We start from the raw sequence: 17318 nt of genomic DNA on the forward strand, positions 1-17318 counted from the left end.
GGAAAAGTGGTCAGCTAAATATATGCTAATCGCTTTTTCTCCGACAAGAGATGCAACAATGAAAACATATAAACAACTGACCTATGAAGAACGATGCCAGATTTACGCGCTAAATAAAAGTGGGATGAGTCAAAATAAAATAGCGAAGCAACTCAATGTTAGCCAATCAACCATTAGTAGAGAGATAGCTCGTAATACAGGGTTACGTGGTTATCGTATTGAGCAAGCTCAACGATTTGCAGCTCAACGCAGAGCCGATGCATCGAAAGCCATTAAGATGACAGCCAAACTTATTGAACTGATCAACCTAAAACTAGACGAGAAATGGAGCCCTGAACAAATTTCAGGTTGGCTAGCACTCAATAAAGCGATCAAAATTAGCTATGAAACGATTTATCAGCACATCAGAAAAGATCGACAATGTGGTGGCCTGTTATTCAAAGCATTGCGTAGGAAAGGTAAAAAGTATCAATCTCGCAATAAAGATAAGCAAGCAGGACGCGGGTTTATAAAAAATAGAGTAAGTATTGATGAAAGGCCGCAAGTTGTTGATGATAAGAGTAGAATTGGCGATTGGGAAATTGATCTTGTCATAGGAAAAGGGCACAGCGGTGCACTAGTCACCATTGTTGAACGGAAAACGAGTTTTACCGTATGATAAATCAGCAGACACAGTTACAGCGGCAACGATTGCTTTATTAAAGCCGTACAAAAAAGCGGTTGTTACGATCACAGCTGATAATGGTAAAGAATTTGCCTATCATGAACGGATGACGGCAGGTTTAGGTTGTGATGTGTATTTTGCGGATCCTTATTGCTCGTGGCAACGAGGGCTAAATGAAAATACAAATGGACTATTACGGCAATATTGGCCAAAATCTACAGACTTCAAAAAGATAGAACAATCAGAAGTACAAGCCGTTTTAGTAAAACTAAATGATAGGCCAAGAAAGAAACTTAATTACAAAACCCCAGCCCAATTAATGGTTGAACACATGGCAGCAATTGCTGCTTAGCGGTTATGCACTTCGGGGTTGAATCTGCCAGTTGCTACACTTGCTAGTAATGCATTACGCTCTTTAGCTTTTGCCATAAAAGATGTGCCTAGTGATCAGGATAGCCTTAAACCCGATGATTTAACACACATGACTTTTGTAGGGTTACAAGGAATGATTGACCCACCACGCAGTGCCGCTATCGACGCAATAGCAAAATGTAAACACGCCGGTATACGTACCATTATGATCACAGGCGATCACCCTGAAACAGCCTTTGCGGTTGCCAAGCTTTTAGGAATTGATGCCAGAAAAGCGGTAACTGGCGCACAGTTAAGTACGCTTAATGAGGAGCAACTAAAGCAGTTAGTTGAAGAGGTGTCTGTATTTGCACGAGTTGCCCCTGAACATAAAAAAGCCATTGCACAGGCATTGCAAGCTAATAAGCATGTTGTTGCCATGACTGGCGATGGTGTAAATGATGCTCCAGCACTAAAAGCCGCCGATATTGGCATAGCCATGGGTAAAAATGGTACAGAGGTAGCCAGAGAAGCGGCCGATATGATTTTGCAAGATGATAACTTTGCCACAATTGTTGCCGCCGTAGAAGAAGGCAGACATAGTTGGAATAATTTGCAAAAAGCTATTTTATACACACTACCGACCAATGCAGCGCAAGCCATGCTTATTATCGGTGCTGTTATCTTAGCAACGCATATACCTGTATTTGGTATACGATTTGTACTCGAACCTGTACAAATATTGTGGATTAACTTACTCGACTCAGTATTGCTAACCATGCCACTAATGATGGAACGTAAAGAAAAAGGCTTACTCAATGCAAAACCGAGAGCGGCAGATGAGGGAATAATAAACTCACGATTTATGCAGCGACTGATAGTAATGGGGTTCGCTATTTCATTACCTGGGTTTGCTATTTATTATTATTTTGGCGCCCCTGGGGTTGTAGAGGGTCAACTTGTTGATGCAATGCTACTAACACAAACACAAACTGCTGCATTTTGGGGTATTTTATTAGCCCATATTGGCTATGTGGTCTCTGCGCGATCACTAGAGCGCTCAGCATTTACTTTCAGCCCGTTCAGTAATCCGTGGTTGCTAGGAGGCATAGCCATAAGTATATTAATTCGTTTACTGCCAACAATTATACCCGAGGCAAACGCGCTATTTAGAACCGCCGCATTTCCAATGCAGTGGTGGCCTTACATTTTAGCGTGTTTTTTACCTAGTTTTATTGCTATTGAATTACTTAAACTTTTTCAAACAAAAAAATAAAGCCGCTATTGCGGCTTTACTACTGTTTAAGGTTTAGGATAAGCAATACGATCCGACAAATAACCAACGCTGGTTGCAAAATAGTAAGAGCGATTCCAGTGCATAAACACTTTGTAATTATCGTACGCTAAATACATGCGTCCATTAATATCGTCAGGCATAACTAATGCCGCATCCACAGCAACATTAGGTAAATCGCTGCCATCGGCACGACGAACACCTAATGCTTGCCAGTCAGCTAAGGACCGTTCAGATTCATTCCAATACTCAAGCCACTGTTTGCGTGTTTTAGTGCCTCGCTTTAAAATATATTGTGTATCAAAATTTGCAGGTAATTTGACTTGACGACCCCACGTTAAGTTGTCATTCCAACCTTCTTGTTTTAGGTAATTAGCAATTGAGGCAAAGGCATCTTCTTTGGTTGTCCAAATATCTTTGCGGCCATCGTTATTATAATCGACGGCATAGGCATTAAATGAGGTTGGCATAAATTGAGTTTGCCCCATAGCTCCTGCCCACGAGCCTTTAAATTTATCAAGCGTGATATGCCCTGACTTTAAAATATCCAGCGCCGCCCACAATTGGCGTTTGTATAACGCTTCACGGCGTCCATCAAATGCCAGTGTCACCAAAGATGAAATAACATTATGACCACCTTGAATCGCGCCAAAATTACTCTCTAACCCCCAAATAGCCACAATAAAACGTGCTTGAACGCCAAAGTCTTTTGCTACTTTTTCTAAAATTTCTTGGTTTTCTTTGTATAGTTTACGCGCTCGGTCAATTTTCCACTGGGGTACGCGTTTTGGTAAATAGGTTTCTAGCGTTTCTTTTACTTCTGGTTGGTTTTTATCTGCTGAAATCACTTTTTCTTTGTAAGATGCGCTAGCAAATGCTTGCTCAATTAGCTGAGTGTCGTAGCCTTTCGCTATGGCCTCTTGCTTTAAATTAGTAAGATATTGTTGAAATTCTGCTTGCGTTTTTGCCATCACCGATGAGCTTAAACATACACCACACAATAAAACCGCTAATTTTTTAATCACTGTCTGCTCCATTTTGTTTTCTTAATTGACTCAGTAAGTTTTCCTCTGGTGGCGGTATTTGTAAATAATAGCCTTGGTCGCTAAGGGACTGTTTTAAAATGTCTAAATCCGCCACACCTAACTGAGTTCGCTTAGCTAGATTGATGATCATCACATAGTGAGGTTGACCAAACATGGTCATTAAAGGTTCCGGAACTTTACTAAAATCATCTCTTTTTTCAATAAATAAGAAAGTTTCTGCTTTTTTCTTACTTTTATATACCGCAGTTAGCATTATGGCCCTATAAAATCTTGCTTAACAGTGCTACACACTATAACATGACAGTAATAATAAGTTATAAAAATTAGCGTGAAAACTCTAATAAAAGCCTTGTTCAGCCTAGGTTTATATAAAGTTTCACGTTAACCAAATAATCCAGTTGAGCATCTATGTCGGACCAAATTTTTGAGTTAAAGGGTAACCTTTTTACCTTGTCAGTTTTACATCTTTACAGTACTGATATTACTCTTTTAGCAGAACAACTGTATGTAAAAATAGCCCAAGCCCCTAGGTTTTTTGAGGGTGCACCCATTGTTGTCAATTTAATTGAAGTAAAAAACAATAGTATTGATTTTATTCATCTAAAATCACTTATTGAACGCATGAGCTTTAATGCGGTGGGTGTGTGTAATGGCTCAGACGAGCAGCACAAACAAGCAAAAGCGGCAGGCTTATCTGTTCTGAACTACTCACAAGACATAAAGAGCGAGCCCACAAGAGTAGAGTCTAATACCTCGGTTGTTGAAAAAACCGTGTATTTACCTGCGCAAATTATTAACGGTGCAGTACGCTCTGGCCAACAAGTTTATGCCAAAGACCGCGATTTAGTGGTTTTAGGTGCGGTAAGCCATGGTGCAGAAGTGATTGCCGATGGCAATGTTCACATTTACGGAACCCTACGCGGCCGGGCAATAGCCGGTGCTAAAGGGCTCGAAAACGCATACATTTTTTGTAATAAATTAGAAGCAGAACTCGTTTCAATTAATGGTAATTACTGGATCAGTGACTCACTGCAAGGTGAGCACTGGGGTAACGCAGTTCAAATACAACAAAAAAATGAATCTTTAGAAATTTCAGCTTTGGTTAAAGGATAAATCTCATGGCAAAAATAATTGTCGTTACCTCGGGTAAAGGGGGTGTTGGTAAAACAACATCAAGCGCAGCAATTGGTACAGGCTTAGCGCTAAAAGGTTACAAAACAGTGATCATCGATTTTGATATCGGCCTACGTAATTTAGACCTTATTATGGGGTGTGAACGTCGCGTAGTGTATGACTTTGTAAACGTAATTAATGGTGAAGCCAACCTTAACCAAGCACTCATAAAAGACAAGCGTGTGGAAAAGTTATTTATATTACCCGCGTCACAAACCCGCGATAAAGATGCACTCACGCGCGATGGCGTTGAACGTGTGTTAAACGAATTAAAAGAAGATTTTGACTACATTGTTTGTGACTCCCCTGCAGGTATTGAGGCCGGTGCAATGATGGCAATGTACTTTGCCGACGAAGCCATAGTGGCAACAAACCCTGAAGTGTCATCGGTACGAGATTCTGATCGCATATTAGGTATTTTGCATAGTAAATCTAAGCGTGCCGAAGAAGGGCTTGAAAACATTAAAGAGCATTTACTGATAACACGCTATAACCCAGATCGTGTCTCTAAAGGTGAAATGTTATCTGTTGAAGATATCCAGGATATTTTAGCAATCGATTTGCTAGGCGTGATCCCTGAATCTCAAGCAGTACTTAGCGCATCTAACTCTGGACAACCTGTTATACTTGATAGCGAGTCAGACGCAGGTCAGGCTTATACCGATGCAATTAGTCGTCTATTAGGTGAAACGGTTGAGTTCAGATTTTTAGATGTAGAGAAAAAGGGTTTATTCAAACGGATATTTGGAGGTTAATGTGTCTTTACTTGACTACTTCCGCTCAGAAAAGAAAAATAGCGCGTCATTAGCAAAAGAGCGATTGCAGATCATTGTCGCGCACGAGCGTTCTCAGCGTGGAACACCTGATTACTTGCCGCAGTTAAAGCAAGATATTTTAGATGTCATTCGTAAGTACGTAAATGTAGGTGCCGATGCGGTTCAGGTTCAGTTTGATCAAAACGAAGACGATTTAGCTGTATTGGAATTAAATGTTACCCTACCGGATGATGATAAAAACGTACGTTCAAGTGAAACATAAAATTGTTTAACTTGCACTAAGCGTTTATGTCCTGATTAGTTAAAGCGATTAATATCATGTACTGATCATTAATCGCTCTTATCTTTACTCGTATACCCATACACTTTGTTTAAAATGACTATACTTTAAAGCGTTTCACTAACTCATTAAGTTGTGCTGCTAAACGTGATAACTCAAAGCTTGAAGCACTGGTTTGCTCTGCACCAGAGGCGGTTGAGTTAGATAGATCACGAATGCTCACTAAATTTTGATCTACATTGCGCGATACATTTGCTTGCTCTTCTGCTGCACTGGCAATAGACATGTTATGCTGGCTAATTTCTGCAACGGCAGTGGCTATCAGTTTTAATGCATCGCCAGCTTCACGGGCAATATTTAAAGTTTCAGTCGCACGTTGAAGGCTGCTGTTCATGGTTGTTACCGAGCGGTCACTCGATTGATTAACCGCTTTGATCATATCTTCGATCTCTACCGTCGACTGCTGTGTTTTATGCGCTAAAGAACGAACTTCATCCGCAACCACCGCAAAACCGCGACCGGTTTCACCTGCTCGCGCAGCCTCTATTGCCGCATTCAGTGCTAATAAGTTAGTTTGCTCTGCTATACCACGTATCACTTCAAGTACCTTGGTAATGTTTTTAACTTTTTCTGCTAACTCTGTCACACTTCCCGATGAATCTTTAATTTCTCGTGTTAGTTCGTCAATGGCTTGCACCGTTTGAGTTACTCTATCATTACCTTGTTGGGTTTGCAGATTAGCTTGCTCAGAAGCCTGTGATGCATTTTGTGCATCGTGTGCAACTGATTCCACTGCTGTAGTTAATTCATTGACGGCGGTAGCAGCTTGCTCTAATTCGCTGGTTTGTTGTTGAATAACACGCGAAGAGTCATCTGTTACGGCACTTAATTGGCTAGAGGTTGCGGCTAATTGCTCAGATGATTCAGAAATTGTGACTATAGAATCTCTTAACTCTGTTTGGGTGAGCACCAATTGTTGTAATAAATGTGCAGGTTCATCATTGCCTGTTATTTTAACTTGCTTAGTAAGGTCGCGTTTAGCAATGCTTTGCGCAAATTCCACAGCCTCAGTAATAGGTTTGACTATGCTGCGCGTAAGTACCAATGCACATAATATTATTAAAGCAATAACAATTATAAGCACAATAATAACAGCGATGGTTGCATTATTAGCATTCTCAGTGGCTTTTTCTGATGTCTCATCAATTTGTGACATTTCTATGTCTAACAATTCACGAAGTTTTGCAGTGATTTTATTGGTAAGCGGTAAAATACGCGATTCACGAATAGCTTCAATTTCTTTTTTGTTACCTGCTGCCACTAATTTATCGAACTCCGCGCTAAGTACTTCGTACTGCCGATTTAGCTGCATGTACTCGTTAAATACTCGCTCTATTCGTGGATCAGCAATAACTTTTTGATATTCACCTTGGTTTCGCTTTAAATTTGCAAGTGCCTCGTTTAATTTAACTTGATAACCTTGTAAACGAGCAGGATCGCCAATGTAACTGCTTACATTAGCAGCATGTATACGCGCTCTAAGAAACTCTCGATTTAAATCGTTAACATTATCAGATGCTGGTACTTTTACATTACTAATATAATTGATGTCATTACTAATATTTACAATACGGTTTATTGCAAAACTGCCTAAAATTACGGTTAAAATACCAATCAATCCAAACGCAATACTCGCTCGAACACCAATAGAATACTGTCTAATCATCATACACTCCTTGATAATAATTTTTAATTATCATTTTACTCAAACATTAAGGAAATAATTAATGCATTACCTAATTTAAAAAACGAGCTATGTTCAACATTTATATTAAATTCTGAGAGATCCCCACGAATTTAGCCTAAATTATCAATTTGTATAGTCAGAAGTGACAACTGGCTATACACATAAATAATGAACTGCCCATCAGGCTCATACCTAGGATCATCAACCACTTCTTTGCCAAGATAAATATAGGACAATACTCGTCGTTTTTTCTCTGTATTCGCTTGTAATGCCGCATCCCCTTGTTGTGCCGACACGGTGTACCCTATGCACCATAAGACAAACAACATTAACGCCGCTATGAGCAATAAATTATCAAACCTTTCTGCGCTTCTTGAATTTGCAAAGGCTAAACTAATGCCAAGTTTTGCATTCTTAGTGTCTCTGAAACTTTCTTCTATTTGCATACGTTGTTTATATAAAGTCACAATCCGTTGAGGCTTATCTGTAAATTGTGTAGGTAAATTAAACACAAGTAGCCAAGGCTCTTTGGCCTTTTGTTGTTGGTATTTAACCGTTGTACATTGAGATTGCCCACCCCGTTTTTTGATTTTTTTACGTCCCTTGTTTTTCCCTCTAAACAAAACACCTTGGCACGCGAAACGAACTGTTTTTCCGTAGTAAATCTGTGTCAGAAGGTGTGGTTTACCTGTTGCTTGCTCAAACCATGATTTACAATTTCGCCATGTCTCAAGGTCGCTAGATAAGGTCACATTGCCTCTGACGCGCCCAAGCCAATACCAGCCTTTATCTTCTATGGCTTTAAACCATGGCGTTCTAAAAATAGCATCAGATAAAATAATAGGCTGACAATCTGCAGGTAAACACTGTGCCAAGCTATCGAGTAAGTGTTGATGAGCCGCTTCGGTATTTAATTCGCTTTCAGGATACACTTTTTCATAGAGCGTTAACGCTCTTCCCCCCATTGGTATGCTTGCCCTGAGCACTTGAAATATTTCGCCGCCATTAATAGGTGACCAGTCAACGATAATAAGTGGGTGTTGTTGCTGGCCTACTAAGCATTCGGTCATATGCTCATAGAAACAAAGACGTTCTTGATGCAGGTTAGCATTACCAATCAAACGGTCTGCGCGTTTAATATCATGTTTTTTATCGGTATTAGAAAATGATTTTAATCCTCGGCCTAGGTAAGTGACAGTAACGCGCTGATCACGCAAGCCTGAGTTAACAAACGTAAAGACTGTATTTAAACGTGTTTTATGAATTTCAGGGTAGGCAATGGCAATATCTTTGTGTAATATTTCGGTGGCTTTCATGATTATGAGTGAGTTTTTTTATAGTGAAAAAATTTGATCACAAATAATCATGAGAGTCTACCATTAATTTTTATTTTGTGGGGATTCGTCAGTATTAAATTACAGCTTTAATAATAGCCCATATAGTTAATAACGAGTTAGGTATATTTGGCACATAAGTTCAAAAAATAAACATTTCATCAAGCGAGCATTTTTTTCACTCATGTATCCCACTCTTTTAGAGCATCTTTAACAAAGTCATAACGCCATGAACTGAGTAAGTCTGGTTTTATATGATGTGCTTTTTGTTTGTCAGTTAACTTCCAATTCCAACTGATCAATTGATTTATTTGCTTTTTAGAAGCCAAAACATCGTCTGGAATATTGTGCTCTTTGGCTACTTTAACTATTGTTTGTTTGATATCTTTGGCTACTTTTTTGTAGCTAGGAAAATCAATTAACCGCTTTAATACCGCCGGATGTTCCTCAAGAGGTATTGATTTAGCCTGCTCGATACACTTTAAAATCTCAACGCCAGAACGATTTACCTCAATAGGTTCTACACCCGGAATCTGTCTTAGCGCACTTAAACTCGAAGGGCCTCGTTTAGCAATTTCTAACATATTATGCTCTTTAAGAACAAAATTAAGCGCCAGATTTTTGCGAATTGCTTTATTTCGTCGCCACAAAGCTAACTCTTTAAGCACTGCTAGTTCATGTGGCTTAAGTTGCCACGCATTTTTAATCTCTTTATAAAGTAGCTCATCAGGTATTTGAAAAGCGCGCTTATTTGCTACTAATTCACTTTCATTAATTACAATATCAAATAAATTAGCCGCTTTTATTCCCTCTATAATTAACTCAAAACACGGCAATAAGTGAAACGTATCTGCAGCAGCGTATTCAAGTTGCTTTTGAGTGAGGGGGCGTTGTAACCAATTGGTGCGTGATTCACTTTTATCAATGTCAATATTCAATAAGGTTTTAACCATTAAGGCAAACCCCATACAGTTGCCCTTACCTAATAATTGTAATGCAAATTGAGTATCAAATAATGGGGCAGGGACAAAGCCAGCATACTTTTGAAATACTTCAATGTCCTCAGAAGGTGAATGAAGCACTTTTAATACGTGTGGATCTTTGAGTATTTGCCAAAAATCAAACAAGGAAAGCTCTGCAAGTGGGTCAATCAGCGCTAAATGTTCGCCATCATAAACTTGAATAAGTGCAACTTCTGGATACAAGGTACGACGGCGCATAAACTCGGTATCAATAGCAAGAATGGGTTTGTTTTTAATTTGTTCTACAAACGTATTAAGCTGATTTTGTGTTTGGATCAATTGGTAGTGCACTGAATCTCCTGCAATAAAAAAGCCGACTTATGTCGGCTTTTTTATAGTTGCTAATCTTTTAGGGCTCTTCTGAGAATTTTACCCACATTGGTTTTGGGTAACTCATCCTTAAACTCCACGAGTTTAGGAACCTTATAATTAGTTAAATTATCACGACAATGTTTTATTATATCTTTTTCAGTTAAAGAAGGGTCTTTTTTCACAACAAAAATTTTAACTTGTTCACCACTAATGTCATGCGGAATACCAATAGCAGCTACCTCAAGTACACCATCGTGCATAGCAACCACTTCTTCAATTTCATTAGGGAACACATTAAAGCCTGAGACAATAATCATGTCTTTTTTGCGGTCAACAATGTAGAAAAATCCTTCGTCGTCATAGGTTGCAATATCACCTGTTGCAAACCAGCCATCTTTTAAACATTCAGCCGTTGCATCTGGACGATTATAATAACCAAGCATCACTTGCGGACCTTTTACCCAAAGCTCACCCGGCTCACCTTTTGCAGCCTCTTCGCCGTTATCAAGCATTAGCTTAATATCAGTGCTTGGCGCTGGCAAACCTATAGAGCCATTGTAAGCATCAAGATCGTAAGGGCTAATTGTTACTAACGGCGAGCATTCAGTTAGGCCATAACCTTCCATTAATTTGGTGTTAGTGACTTTTTGCCATTTTTCAGCTACTGGACGTTGCACTGCCATGCCGCCACCCAATGACATTTTAAGGTGGCTAAAATCAAGCTCTGAGAACCCAGGCGTATTTAGTAAGCCGTTAAATAAGGTATTCACGCCGGTAATGGCGGTAAATTTATGCTGACCAAGCTCTTTTACAAACCCTGGCATATCACGCGGGTTAGTAATGAGTACATTTAACCCACCGTACTTCATAAAAGCTAAGCAGTTCGCCGTTAAAGCAAAGATATGATAAAGCGGAAGCGCCGTGATCACCACTTCCTTACCACGATCAAGTACATTGTCTAAACACCCTGACACTTGTTCAAGGTTCCCCACCATATTACCGTGGGTCAACATAGCGCCTTTAGATACACCAGTGGTTCCCCCTGTGTATTGTAAAAAAGCTAAGTCAGTTAAATTTACCTCTGGTCGCGTGTATTTACTTTCATCGGCTTTCAATAAATCATTAAAGTTGATGATATTAGGTAGCGTGTAGCTGGGCACCATTTTTTTGAAATGCTTAACCACAAAATTAATCAAATGTTTTTTAAAGCCCCCCATCATATCACCCACTTGAGTGACCACAATGTGTTTAACGTCAGTGTTTGGCAGTGCTTTTTCGAGGGTGTCAGCAAAATTAGCAAGAATAAATATTGCCGATGTTTCAGAATCTTTTAACTGATGTTCCAGCTCACGCACTGTGTAAAGTGGGTTAACATTTACCACTGTACACCCTGCGCGTAAAATACCTAAAATAGCAATGGGGGTTTGCAACAAGTTAGGCATCATCACGGCAATTTTGTCGCCTTTTTTTAGCCCTAAATCATTTTGTATATAGGCCGCAACTCGCTTCGTTGCCGAGTCAATTTCGTTATAAGATAAAGCTTTACCCATGTTAGTAAATGCAGGTAAATCTTTGTAATCAGTAAAACTTTTTTCAAACACTTCGAGTAACGAGTTGTAATGCTCAGGATCGATTGTTTCAGGCATACCTTCTGGGTAGCGCTTAAGCCAGATTTTTTCCACTCTTAGCCCCTGTTTATAATTATATTTTTATTAACCTTAATCTAAGTAAGGCACTTTCACAATTGAGCAAATACTCTAATCTGAAGATAATCCCACATTTACAACAAATATACAATTAACATGCACTACTTTGCAGCATAAATGCTTGAATATGTTCAAAACATAGCTCACTACTTTGCATATGGCAATGATGCCCACCAGGTACTTCTAATACACTCAAGTTATTGTAATACTTACTATACTTATCTAAATTTTGTTTTACAAATGGATAACCTTTGTCACCTAATAGTAATTGGCATGGTGCACTTAATTCTTTTATTGCACCAATACATTGCGCCTGATCAAATCGAAAACCTGAATGATTTTTAAGCTTAGGATCAGTGGTTAAATCAAAACCACTGTGCATTTGTTTGATGTTTCTGTCCATTAATAAAGCAATTTGTTTTTTATTTAGATCCGTTGTTTTTGCACGCGCTTGATAAATATGTTGTTTCGATAAGTATAGCCGAGGATTTTTATGAGTAAGCCGCGCTCGGTTAAGTATTGCGTTTCTCAGTTGTGAACACACTTCACTACTCTGTGTGGTAACACAGCCTATTCCTTCAATAAAAGAAACAGACTTGACGTACTCACTAAAGCAACTGGCAAATAACCCCGCGACCATCGCGCCCATTGAATGACCGACTAAGTGCACTTTTTTTATATTAAGCGCAGTAATAAATGCATAAACATCATCTACATAATCAATAAAATAATAATGGGCTTGCGGGCTTCGCCAAGATGATAAACCATGGCCTGCAAAATCAACGCAATACCATGTATGAGCAAGTTTTTGCTTATTAAGCATAGGTACAAAGCTCGCACTGTTATCAAGCCATCCGTGCAACGCAATAACAACCTCATCGCCGTCACCAAATTTTAAGCCATGCATATCAATATTATTTGCTTTAATTGAAAATGGTTGCAAAACAAACCTCACTTTATCATTTTGAATTACGTTTATAACATATAAAAAGTAATGCACAAATGCGTACTTCGCTTTTATAAGTCATTGCGTTTTCACTGCAATATACCGTTAAATTTACTATTTTTTATACATATTCATTTATTTATCCCGCTATCTGTATACAATAATAAATGCTATTAAAACAAGTACACTTAAAGGGTACAAATAATGAAAAAACAGTTCGGCTTACTAGCACTTTTATGTACAACAACAGGTACATTCGCTCAATCAGCGCCTAAAAATGTTATTTATATGATTGGTGATGGCATGGGTCCTGCTTTTACCACTGCTTATCGATATTACAAAGATGACCCAACCACTAAAGATGTTGAAACAACGGTGTTTGATGGTATTTTAACAGGAATGGCACGCACATACCCTGATGATCACACGGTTGTCACTGATAGTGCAGCAAGTGCAACTGCACTGAGTAGCGGCCATAAAAGCTATAATGGTGCCATTGCTGTTAATACAGCAAAAAAACCGGTTAAAACCATGCTAGAAATTGCTAAAGAACAAGGCATGACAACGGCTTTAGTGGCCACATCGCAAATAAACCATGCTACGCCTGCAAGCTTTGCCACTCATAATGAGTCAAGAAAAAATTACGATGACATTGCTAACGACTACATTGATAATAAAATTGTAGGTAAATTACCCGTTGATTTAATGTTAGGCGGGGGGACAAAGTATTTCATTCGTGATGATAGAAACCTAGTAAACGAATTTAAAGCAGCCGGTTATCAGTATGGTGATGATATTAAAAATCTTGGCCAAATTACACAAATCCCAGCCATTGGATTATACGCGCCAAAAGGATTACCATTTGCACTGGATGAAAACCCAACTAGGCTAAATCAACTTACCGCTAAAGCGTTTGATTTACTTAAAGATCAAAACGAAAAAGGATTTTTTGTGATGATTGAAGGCAGCCAAATTGACTGGTGCGGCCATGCCAATGATATTGCCTGTGCAATGGCTGAGATGGATGATTTTGCAAAGTCGATTGACACCGCTAAAACTTTTGTAGACAACAATCCGGATACAATTTTAGTCATCACCGCGGATCATTCTACCGGAGGATTAAGCATTGGCGCTCATGGCCAATATAAATGGGAAACCGATGTTATTAAAGGTGTTAAAGTCACTGCGGATACGCTGACCAATTTATTAATGGAATCAGATAATCTAAAAGCAATTTGGCAAGAAAATACAAATATTGAGTTTACAACTGAGAACGAAATTAAGCTTAATCAAGCGAAAAAAATGGGTGAAAAGGCGCTTAATTTGGCCATAAAAAGTATTATTAATGACCTAAGCTTTACAGGTTGGACGTCGAGCGGACACACAGCCTCTGATGTGCAAGTGTTTGCTTATGGAAAAAATAGCAATGACTTTATTGGCTCGCAAAACAATACTGATATAGCTAAAAAATTAATAGATTACATTAAGCAATAGTCTCTACGCGAAAAAATAAAAAGCCCGAATAAATTATTCGGGCTTTTATTTGATTTAATTAAGCGTATATATCAACACCAATTAAACTTTGAACTTCAGCTCTTCGCTCTAAATTGGCAAACTCAGTGTAAGTAGAAATTGCCTTGCTCACTTGCGCACTGGGTTTATCGTATATGGTTTGGCTGTATTGAGCTTCTTTACTATTGGTTTTTGTAAACTGTTTTGCAAGTTCAAGCCCCTCAGGGCTGCTCTTCACATAATCTGTATTGGTTTTTTGCGGTTGTGATTGCTCTGACACGCGCTCAGGTTGCGCAGGAACTACAGAAGTAGAACGCACCTTAGCAGGAATATCACCTGTAAAAAAGCCAGAACTTATAGGTAGCGTCATCGCGCCTCTCCAACCAATAACCTGAACAAATTATGATTTAAAATCGCTTAATTTGCAAACAATCTAACCTAGCGTTATTCGCGCCCTGGTAATTTTTTCCATGTTACCGTGTCGCGTACATATTTAGGCTGAGCATTACTGGCCTTTACGCCATTGCCCGCTAGGTACTGCGCATCAACTAAGGCTAACATGTATTGGGCATCAGGCAGTGTAATTTCAGCATGTACACTGACATTAGTAAATGCAGTTAATGCATCGGGATAAGTTTTAAATCCTGTTCCTACGCCTGTTGCTACTGTGTTTGTGTCTATTAATAGTGTATCTAACAACTCAGGCTTAAAAACTTGTTCTTCGCCTTGGAGTGTCATCAAACCATTTATGGCTTGGTATTTAGCAAAATATATTTCTCCCATGCGCGCATCAATACTTGAATAAACCACTGTATCGTCAAACTGTGAAAATGCGTGCTGTGCCATGATTGCTAAAGTAGAAACACCGACGAGGGGCAAGTTCGTTGAATATGCCAAACCCTGTGCTATTGCCACGCTAATACGCACACCGGTAAAGCTGCCTGGGCCTTGACCGAAACCAATCACGTCTAAATCTTTTAACTTACAGCCTGCTTTATTAAGTAGCTGGTCAATAAGAGGCAGAATTTTTTGGCTATGCTGCTGCGGGCACTCTTCAAAATGGTGATATATTTTACCCTGATAATGCAAAACAACTGATAGTGCCTCTGTCGAAGCATCTAGGGCGAGAATGTTACTTTTGATCATTTGTGTACTCAATTAATTTGTTTTAAAAATGTATTTGCATCTTCTAAGCTACGTGTACGGCGCATTGGCGGTAAACTCTTTAAAAATACTTGGCCATATTGGCGTGTTACTAAACGATTATCACAAATTACTAATACGCCTTTATCTTTGTTGTCGCGTATCAGTCGACCTACGCCCTGCTTTAAAGCAATAACGGCTTGTGGTAACTGAATGTGCACAAACGGGTCTTTACCCTGCATTTGGCAATCTTGCATTTTAGCTTGCAGCAAAGGGTCATCCGGTGCAGCAAATGGAAGCTTGTCGATAATAACACAGCTTAAAGTACTGCCTCGCACATCAACCCCTTCCCAAAATGACGCCGTACCGAGTAATACCGCATTTCCATGGCGGGTAAACTTTTCTAATATAATCCGTTTAGACATTTGGCCTTGCATATAAACTGGGTAATCCATTTGTGTAGTTAATCCCTCGGCCACTAAGTGCATCATGCGGTAACTAGTAAATAGCACAAAACAACGTCCTTTGGCTGATTTTATGAGTTCTAGGGTTAGCTTTACAATCGCATGGGGCATATTATCGGCGTGTGTTTCGGGTAAATAGCGCGGCAAACACAATAGGGCCTGATTTTGATAATCAAACGGGCTGTCTACCATCATACTTTGCTTTGGCTTTAACCCCAGACTGGCATTAAAATGAGTGAGCTTGTTATCGACCGACAAGGTGGCCGAGGTAAACACAAAACCAGCACCCGAGTCTTTCATCATCAAAGCAAATTTTGCCGATACATTTAAAGGCGTTATGTTGATAGTTAAGTAACGACGTGTGGTTTCATACCAATAACTAAACCCAGTCTGCGCGGTATCAAACACTCTTTCTAACTGGCCTTTAAAAACTAATACCCGCTCAAAAGGGTGTTCGATTTTGTCACTGCGCTCTAAGCAATGTTTTAAAACTTGATACACAAATTCTAAATCACTAATTACCCTATGTAGCGCCGAACAAATAAGTTTATTACTGAGCTTTTCACGCCAATCCCCTCGACTACCGTCAACACCAAACTGTAACCTTAAATCAGCAACACTGGTTTCTAGTTTGGTCAAGCTTTTACCTAACTGCAGCATATCGGGAATTTCTGCACGATAAATAGCCCGTAAATCGTTAATTAAGTCCACCAGCTTTTTAGTACTTATAGTTTCACCAAAGTAATCGCTGGCAATTTCACCTAACTGATGGGCTTCATCAAATATATAGGCATCAGCATTGGGCATTAGCTCTGCAAAACCCGACTCTTTCACCGCCATGTCGGCAAAAAACAGATGATGATTTATTATTACAACATCAGCATCTCCCGCGTTTAAACGGGCTTTTCGAATATAACATTCTTGAAAATCAGGGCATTCTTTACCTAAACAGTTATCCGCAGTAGAGCTTACATAAGGTAACACTTTGGCATCTTCTTCAATACCAATACAATCGGCTAAATCACCGGTGTTCGTTTCGCTGGCAAACTTAGCCACCATAGCAAGCTGATGCATAACATCGGGATCATCTGTGGGGACATGCGCTACATGCTGAGTAAGCCGATAGGTGCACAAATAATTTGAGCGCCCTTTGAGTAATGCGGTTTTTTTAGCAGCACCCAAGGCTTTTACTAATACCGGTAAATCACGGTGGTAAAGCTGTTCCTGCAGTGCTTTAGACCCTGTTGAAATAATGGTTTTGCCTTTAGATTTAAGCGCAGGAGCTAAATAGGCAAAGGTTTTACCTGTGCCGGTCCCTGCCTCAACAACAAGTTGAGCGCGAGTTTTTAATGCATCCTCAACCGCCACCGCCATCTCTATTTGAGGTTGGCGTGGTGTGTATCCATCTATTGATAAAGCCAAAGGCCCGGTTGCACTAAACAGCTGTTTGATAATACCAATCACTTTGTAAAAAATAATAGCCGGATTTTACGTAAGCTAGGCACCAAGGGCAAGAGAATACGCAAAGCAAAGGAGCAATGCACCTTT

At 39.4% G+C, this 17318-nt stretch carries 15 protein-coding genes and 1 pseudogene; 6 read left to right on the forward strand and 10 right to left on the reverse strand.

Annotated features, from left to right (window positions below; all coding sequences use genetic code 11):
• Positions 1-58 precede the first annotated feature (58 nt).
• Positions 59-1016, forward strand: a pseudogene (locus AC6H44_RS18200) (IS30 family transposase).
• Between the two features lie 18 nt (positions 1017-1034).
• On the forward strand, positions 1035-2291 hold the full coding sequence (locus AC6H44_RS18205; RefSeq protein WP_500738648.1) for a cation-translocating P-type ATPase: 1257 nt from the start codon (positions 1035-1037) through the stop codon (positions 2289-2291).
• 26 nt (positions 2292-2317) lie between these two features.
• Here the strand turns inward: AC6H44_RS18205 and AC6H44_RS18210 are convergent, their stop codons facing one another.
• Both AC6H44_RS18210 and AC6H44_RS18215 read right to left on the reverse strand, forming a co-directional pair.
• On the reverse strand, positions 2318-3334 hold the full coding sequence (locus AC6H44_RS18210) for a lytic murein transglycosylase (protein WP_500738649.1): 1017 nt from the start codon (positions 3332-3334) through the stop codon (positions 2318-2320).
• Positions 3327-3608, reverse strand: coding sequence for a YcgL domain-containing protein (locus AC6H44_RS18215; protein ID WP_500738651.1), 282 nt, complete (start codon positions 3606-3608; stop codon positions 3327-3329). The genes AC6H44_RS18210 and AC6H44_RS18215 overlap by 8 nt, the downstream gene beginning before the upstream one ends.
• Positions 3609-3763: 155 nt before the next feature.
• Here AC6H44_RS18215 and minC point away from each other — a divergent pair, with 155 nt between their 5' ends.
• From minC to minE, 3 genes are read left to right on the forward strand one after another with little or no spacing between them, the layout of a single operon-like run.
• A complete protein-coding gene (gene minC, locus AC6H44_RS18220; RefSeq protein ID WP_500738652.1) occupies positions 3764-4468 on the forward strand; it encodes a septum site-determining protein MinC in 705 nt (234 codons plus the stop codon).
• A gap of 5 nt (positions 4469-4473) precedes the next feature.
• Entirely contained in the window at positions 4474-5283 is an 810-nt protein-coding gene (gene minD, locus AC6H44_RS18225) for a septum site-determining protein MinD (protein WP_500738653.1), read from the forward strand.
• A gap of 1 nt (position 5284) precedes the next feature.
• On the forward strand, positions 5285-5566 hold the full coding sequence (minE, locus tag AC6H44_RS18230; protein WP_500738654.1) for a cell division topological specificity factor MinE: 282 nt from the start codon (positions 5285-5287) through the stop codon (positions 5564-5566).
• A 118-nt stretch (positions 5567-5684) separates the two neighbouring features.
• Here minE and AC6H44_RS18235 read toward each other — a convergent pair whose 3' ends face one another.
• The 5 genes from AC6H44_RS18235 to AC6H44_RS18255 form a co-directional block, all read right to left on the reverse strand.
• The gene (locus AC6H44_RS18235; RefSeq protein ID WP_500738655.1) at positions 5685-7313 is read right to left on the reverse strand and encodes a methyl-accepting chemotaxis protein; all 1629 of its coding nucleotides are present in this window, start codon (positions 7311-7313) and stop codon (positions 5685-5687) included.
• Positions 7314-7441: 128 nt separating this feature from the next.
• Positions 7442-8647 carry an IS4 family transposase gene (locus AC6H44_RS18240; RefSeq protein WP_500736204.1) on the reverse strand — a complete coding sequence of 402 codons (1206 nt, stop codon included), beginning with the start codon at positions 8645-8647 and terminating at the stop codon, positions 7442-7444.
• Positions 8648-8847: 200 nt separating this feature from the next.
• Complete coding sequence (gene rnd / locus AC6H44_RS18245; RefSeq protein WP_500738656.1) at positions 8848-9978, reverse strand: ribonuclease D; 1131 nt, start codon at positions 9976-9978, stop codon at positions 8848-8850.
• Positions 9979-10028: 50 nt separating this feature from the next.
• Positions 10029-11681 (reverse strand): long-chain-fatty-acid--CoA ligase FadD, encoded by a 1653-nt coding sequence (gene fadD / locus AC6H44_RS18250; RefSeq protein ID WP_500738657.1) that lies wholly within the window; start codon positions 11679-11681, stop codon positions 10029-10031.
• A gap of 115 nt (positions 11682-11796) precedes the next feature.
• Entirely contained in the window at positions 11797-12648 is an 852-nt protein-coding gene (locus AC6H44_RS18255) for an alpha/beta fold hydrolase (RefSeq protein WP_500738659.1), read from the reverse strand.
• A gap of 207 nt (positions 12649-12855) precedes the next feature.
• On the opposite strand from AC6H44_RS18255, the gene AC6H44_RS18260 reads away from it, so the two are divergent.
• Positions 12856-14145, forward strand: a complete 1290-nt coding sequence (locus AC6H44_RS18260; protein WP_500738660.1) for an alkaline phosphatase — start codon at positions 12856-12858, stop codon at positions 14143-14145.
• Positions 14146-14203: 58 nt separating this feature from the next.
• Here AC6H44_RS18260 and AC6H44_RS18265 read toward each other — a convergent pair whose 3' ends face one another.
• From AC6H44_RS18265 to yoaA, 3 genes are all read right to left on the reverse strand, one after another.
• Positions 14204-14533: a hypothetical protein gene (locus AC6H44_RS18265; protein ID WP_500738661.1), complete on the reverse strand. Its 330-nt coding sequence runs from the start codon at positions 14531-14533 to the stop codon at positions 14204-14206.
• Positions 14534-14607: 74 nt separating this feature from the next.
• On the reverse strand, positions 14608-15309 hold the full coding sequence (gene tsaB / locus AC6H44_RS18270) for a tRNA (adenosine(37)-N6)-threonylcarbamoyltransferase complex dimerization subunit type 1 TsaB (RefSeq protein WP_500738663.1): 702 nt from the start codon (positions 15307-15309) through the stop codon (positions 14608-14610).
• 8 nt (positions 15310-15317) lie between these two features.
• The gene (gene yoaA / locus AC6H44_RS18275) at positions 15318-17234 is read right to left on the reverse strand and encodes a DNA repair helicase YoaA (protein ID WP_500738664.1); all 1917 of its coding nucleotides are present in this window, start codon (positions 17232-17234) and stop codon (positions 15318-15320) included.
• Between the last annotated feature and the right edge of the window lie 84 nt (positions 17235-17318).

Source organism: Pseudoalteromonas sp. TAP-3C (assembly GCF_059888565.1).

Excerpts from the sequence above, each read along its gene's own strand:
- AC6H44_RS18215 (WP_500738651.1), bottom strand. The coding sequence starts at position 3,608 with ATGCTAACTGCGGTATATAAAAGTAAGAAAAAAGCAGAAACTTTCTTA.
- minC (WP_500738652.1), top strand. The coding sequence starts at position 3,764 with ATGTCGGACCAAATTTTTGAGTTAAAGGGTAACCTTTTTACCTTGTCA.
- minD (WP_500738653.1), top strand. The coding sequence starts at position 4,474 with ATGGCAAAAATAATTGTCGTTACCTCGGGTAAAGGGGGTGTTGGTAAA.
- AC6H44_RS18235 (WP_500738655.1), bottom strand. The coding sequence starts at position 7,313 with ATGATGATTAGACAGTATTCTATTGGTGTTCGAGCGAGTATTGCGTTT.
- AC6H44_RS18240 (WP_500736204.1), bottom strand. The coding sequence starts at position 8,647 with ATGAAAGCCACCGAAATATTACACAAAGATATTGCCATTGCCTACCCT.
- AC6H44_RS18260 (WP_500738660.1), top strand. The coding sequence starts at position 12,856 with ATGAAAAAACAGTTCGGCTTACTAGCACTTTTATGTACAACAACAGGT.
- AC6H44_RS18265 (WP_500738661.1), bottom strand. The coding sequence starts at position 14,533 with ATGACGCTACCTATAAGTTCTGGCTTTTTTACAGGTGATATTCCTGCT.
- tsaB (WP_500738663.1), bottom strand. The coding sequence starts at position 15,309 with ATGATCAAAAGTAACATTCTCGCCCTAGATGCTTCGACAGAGGCACTA.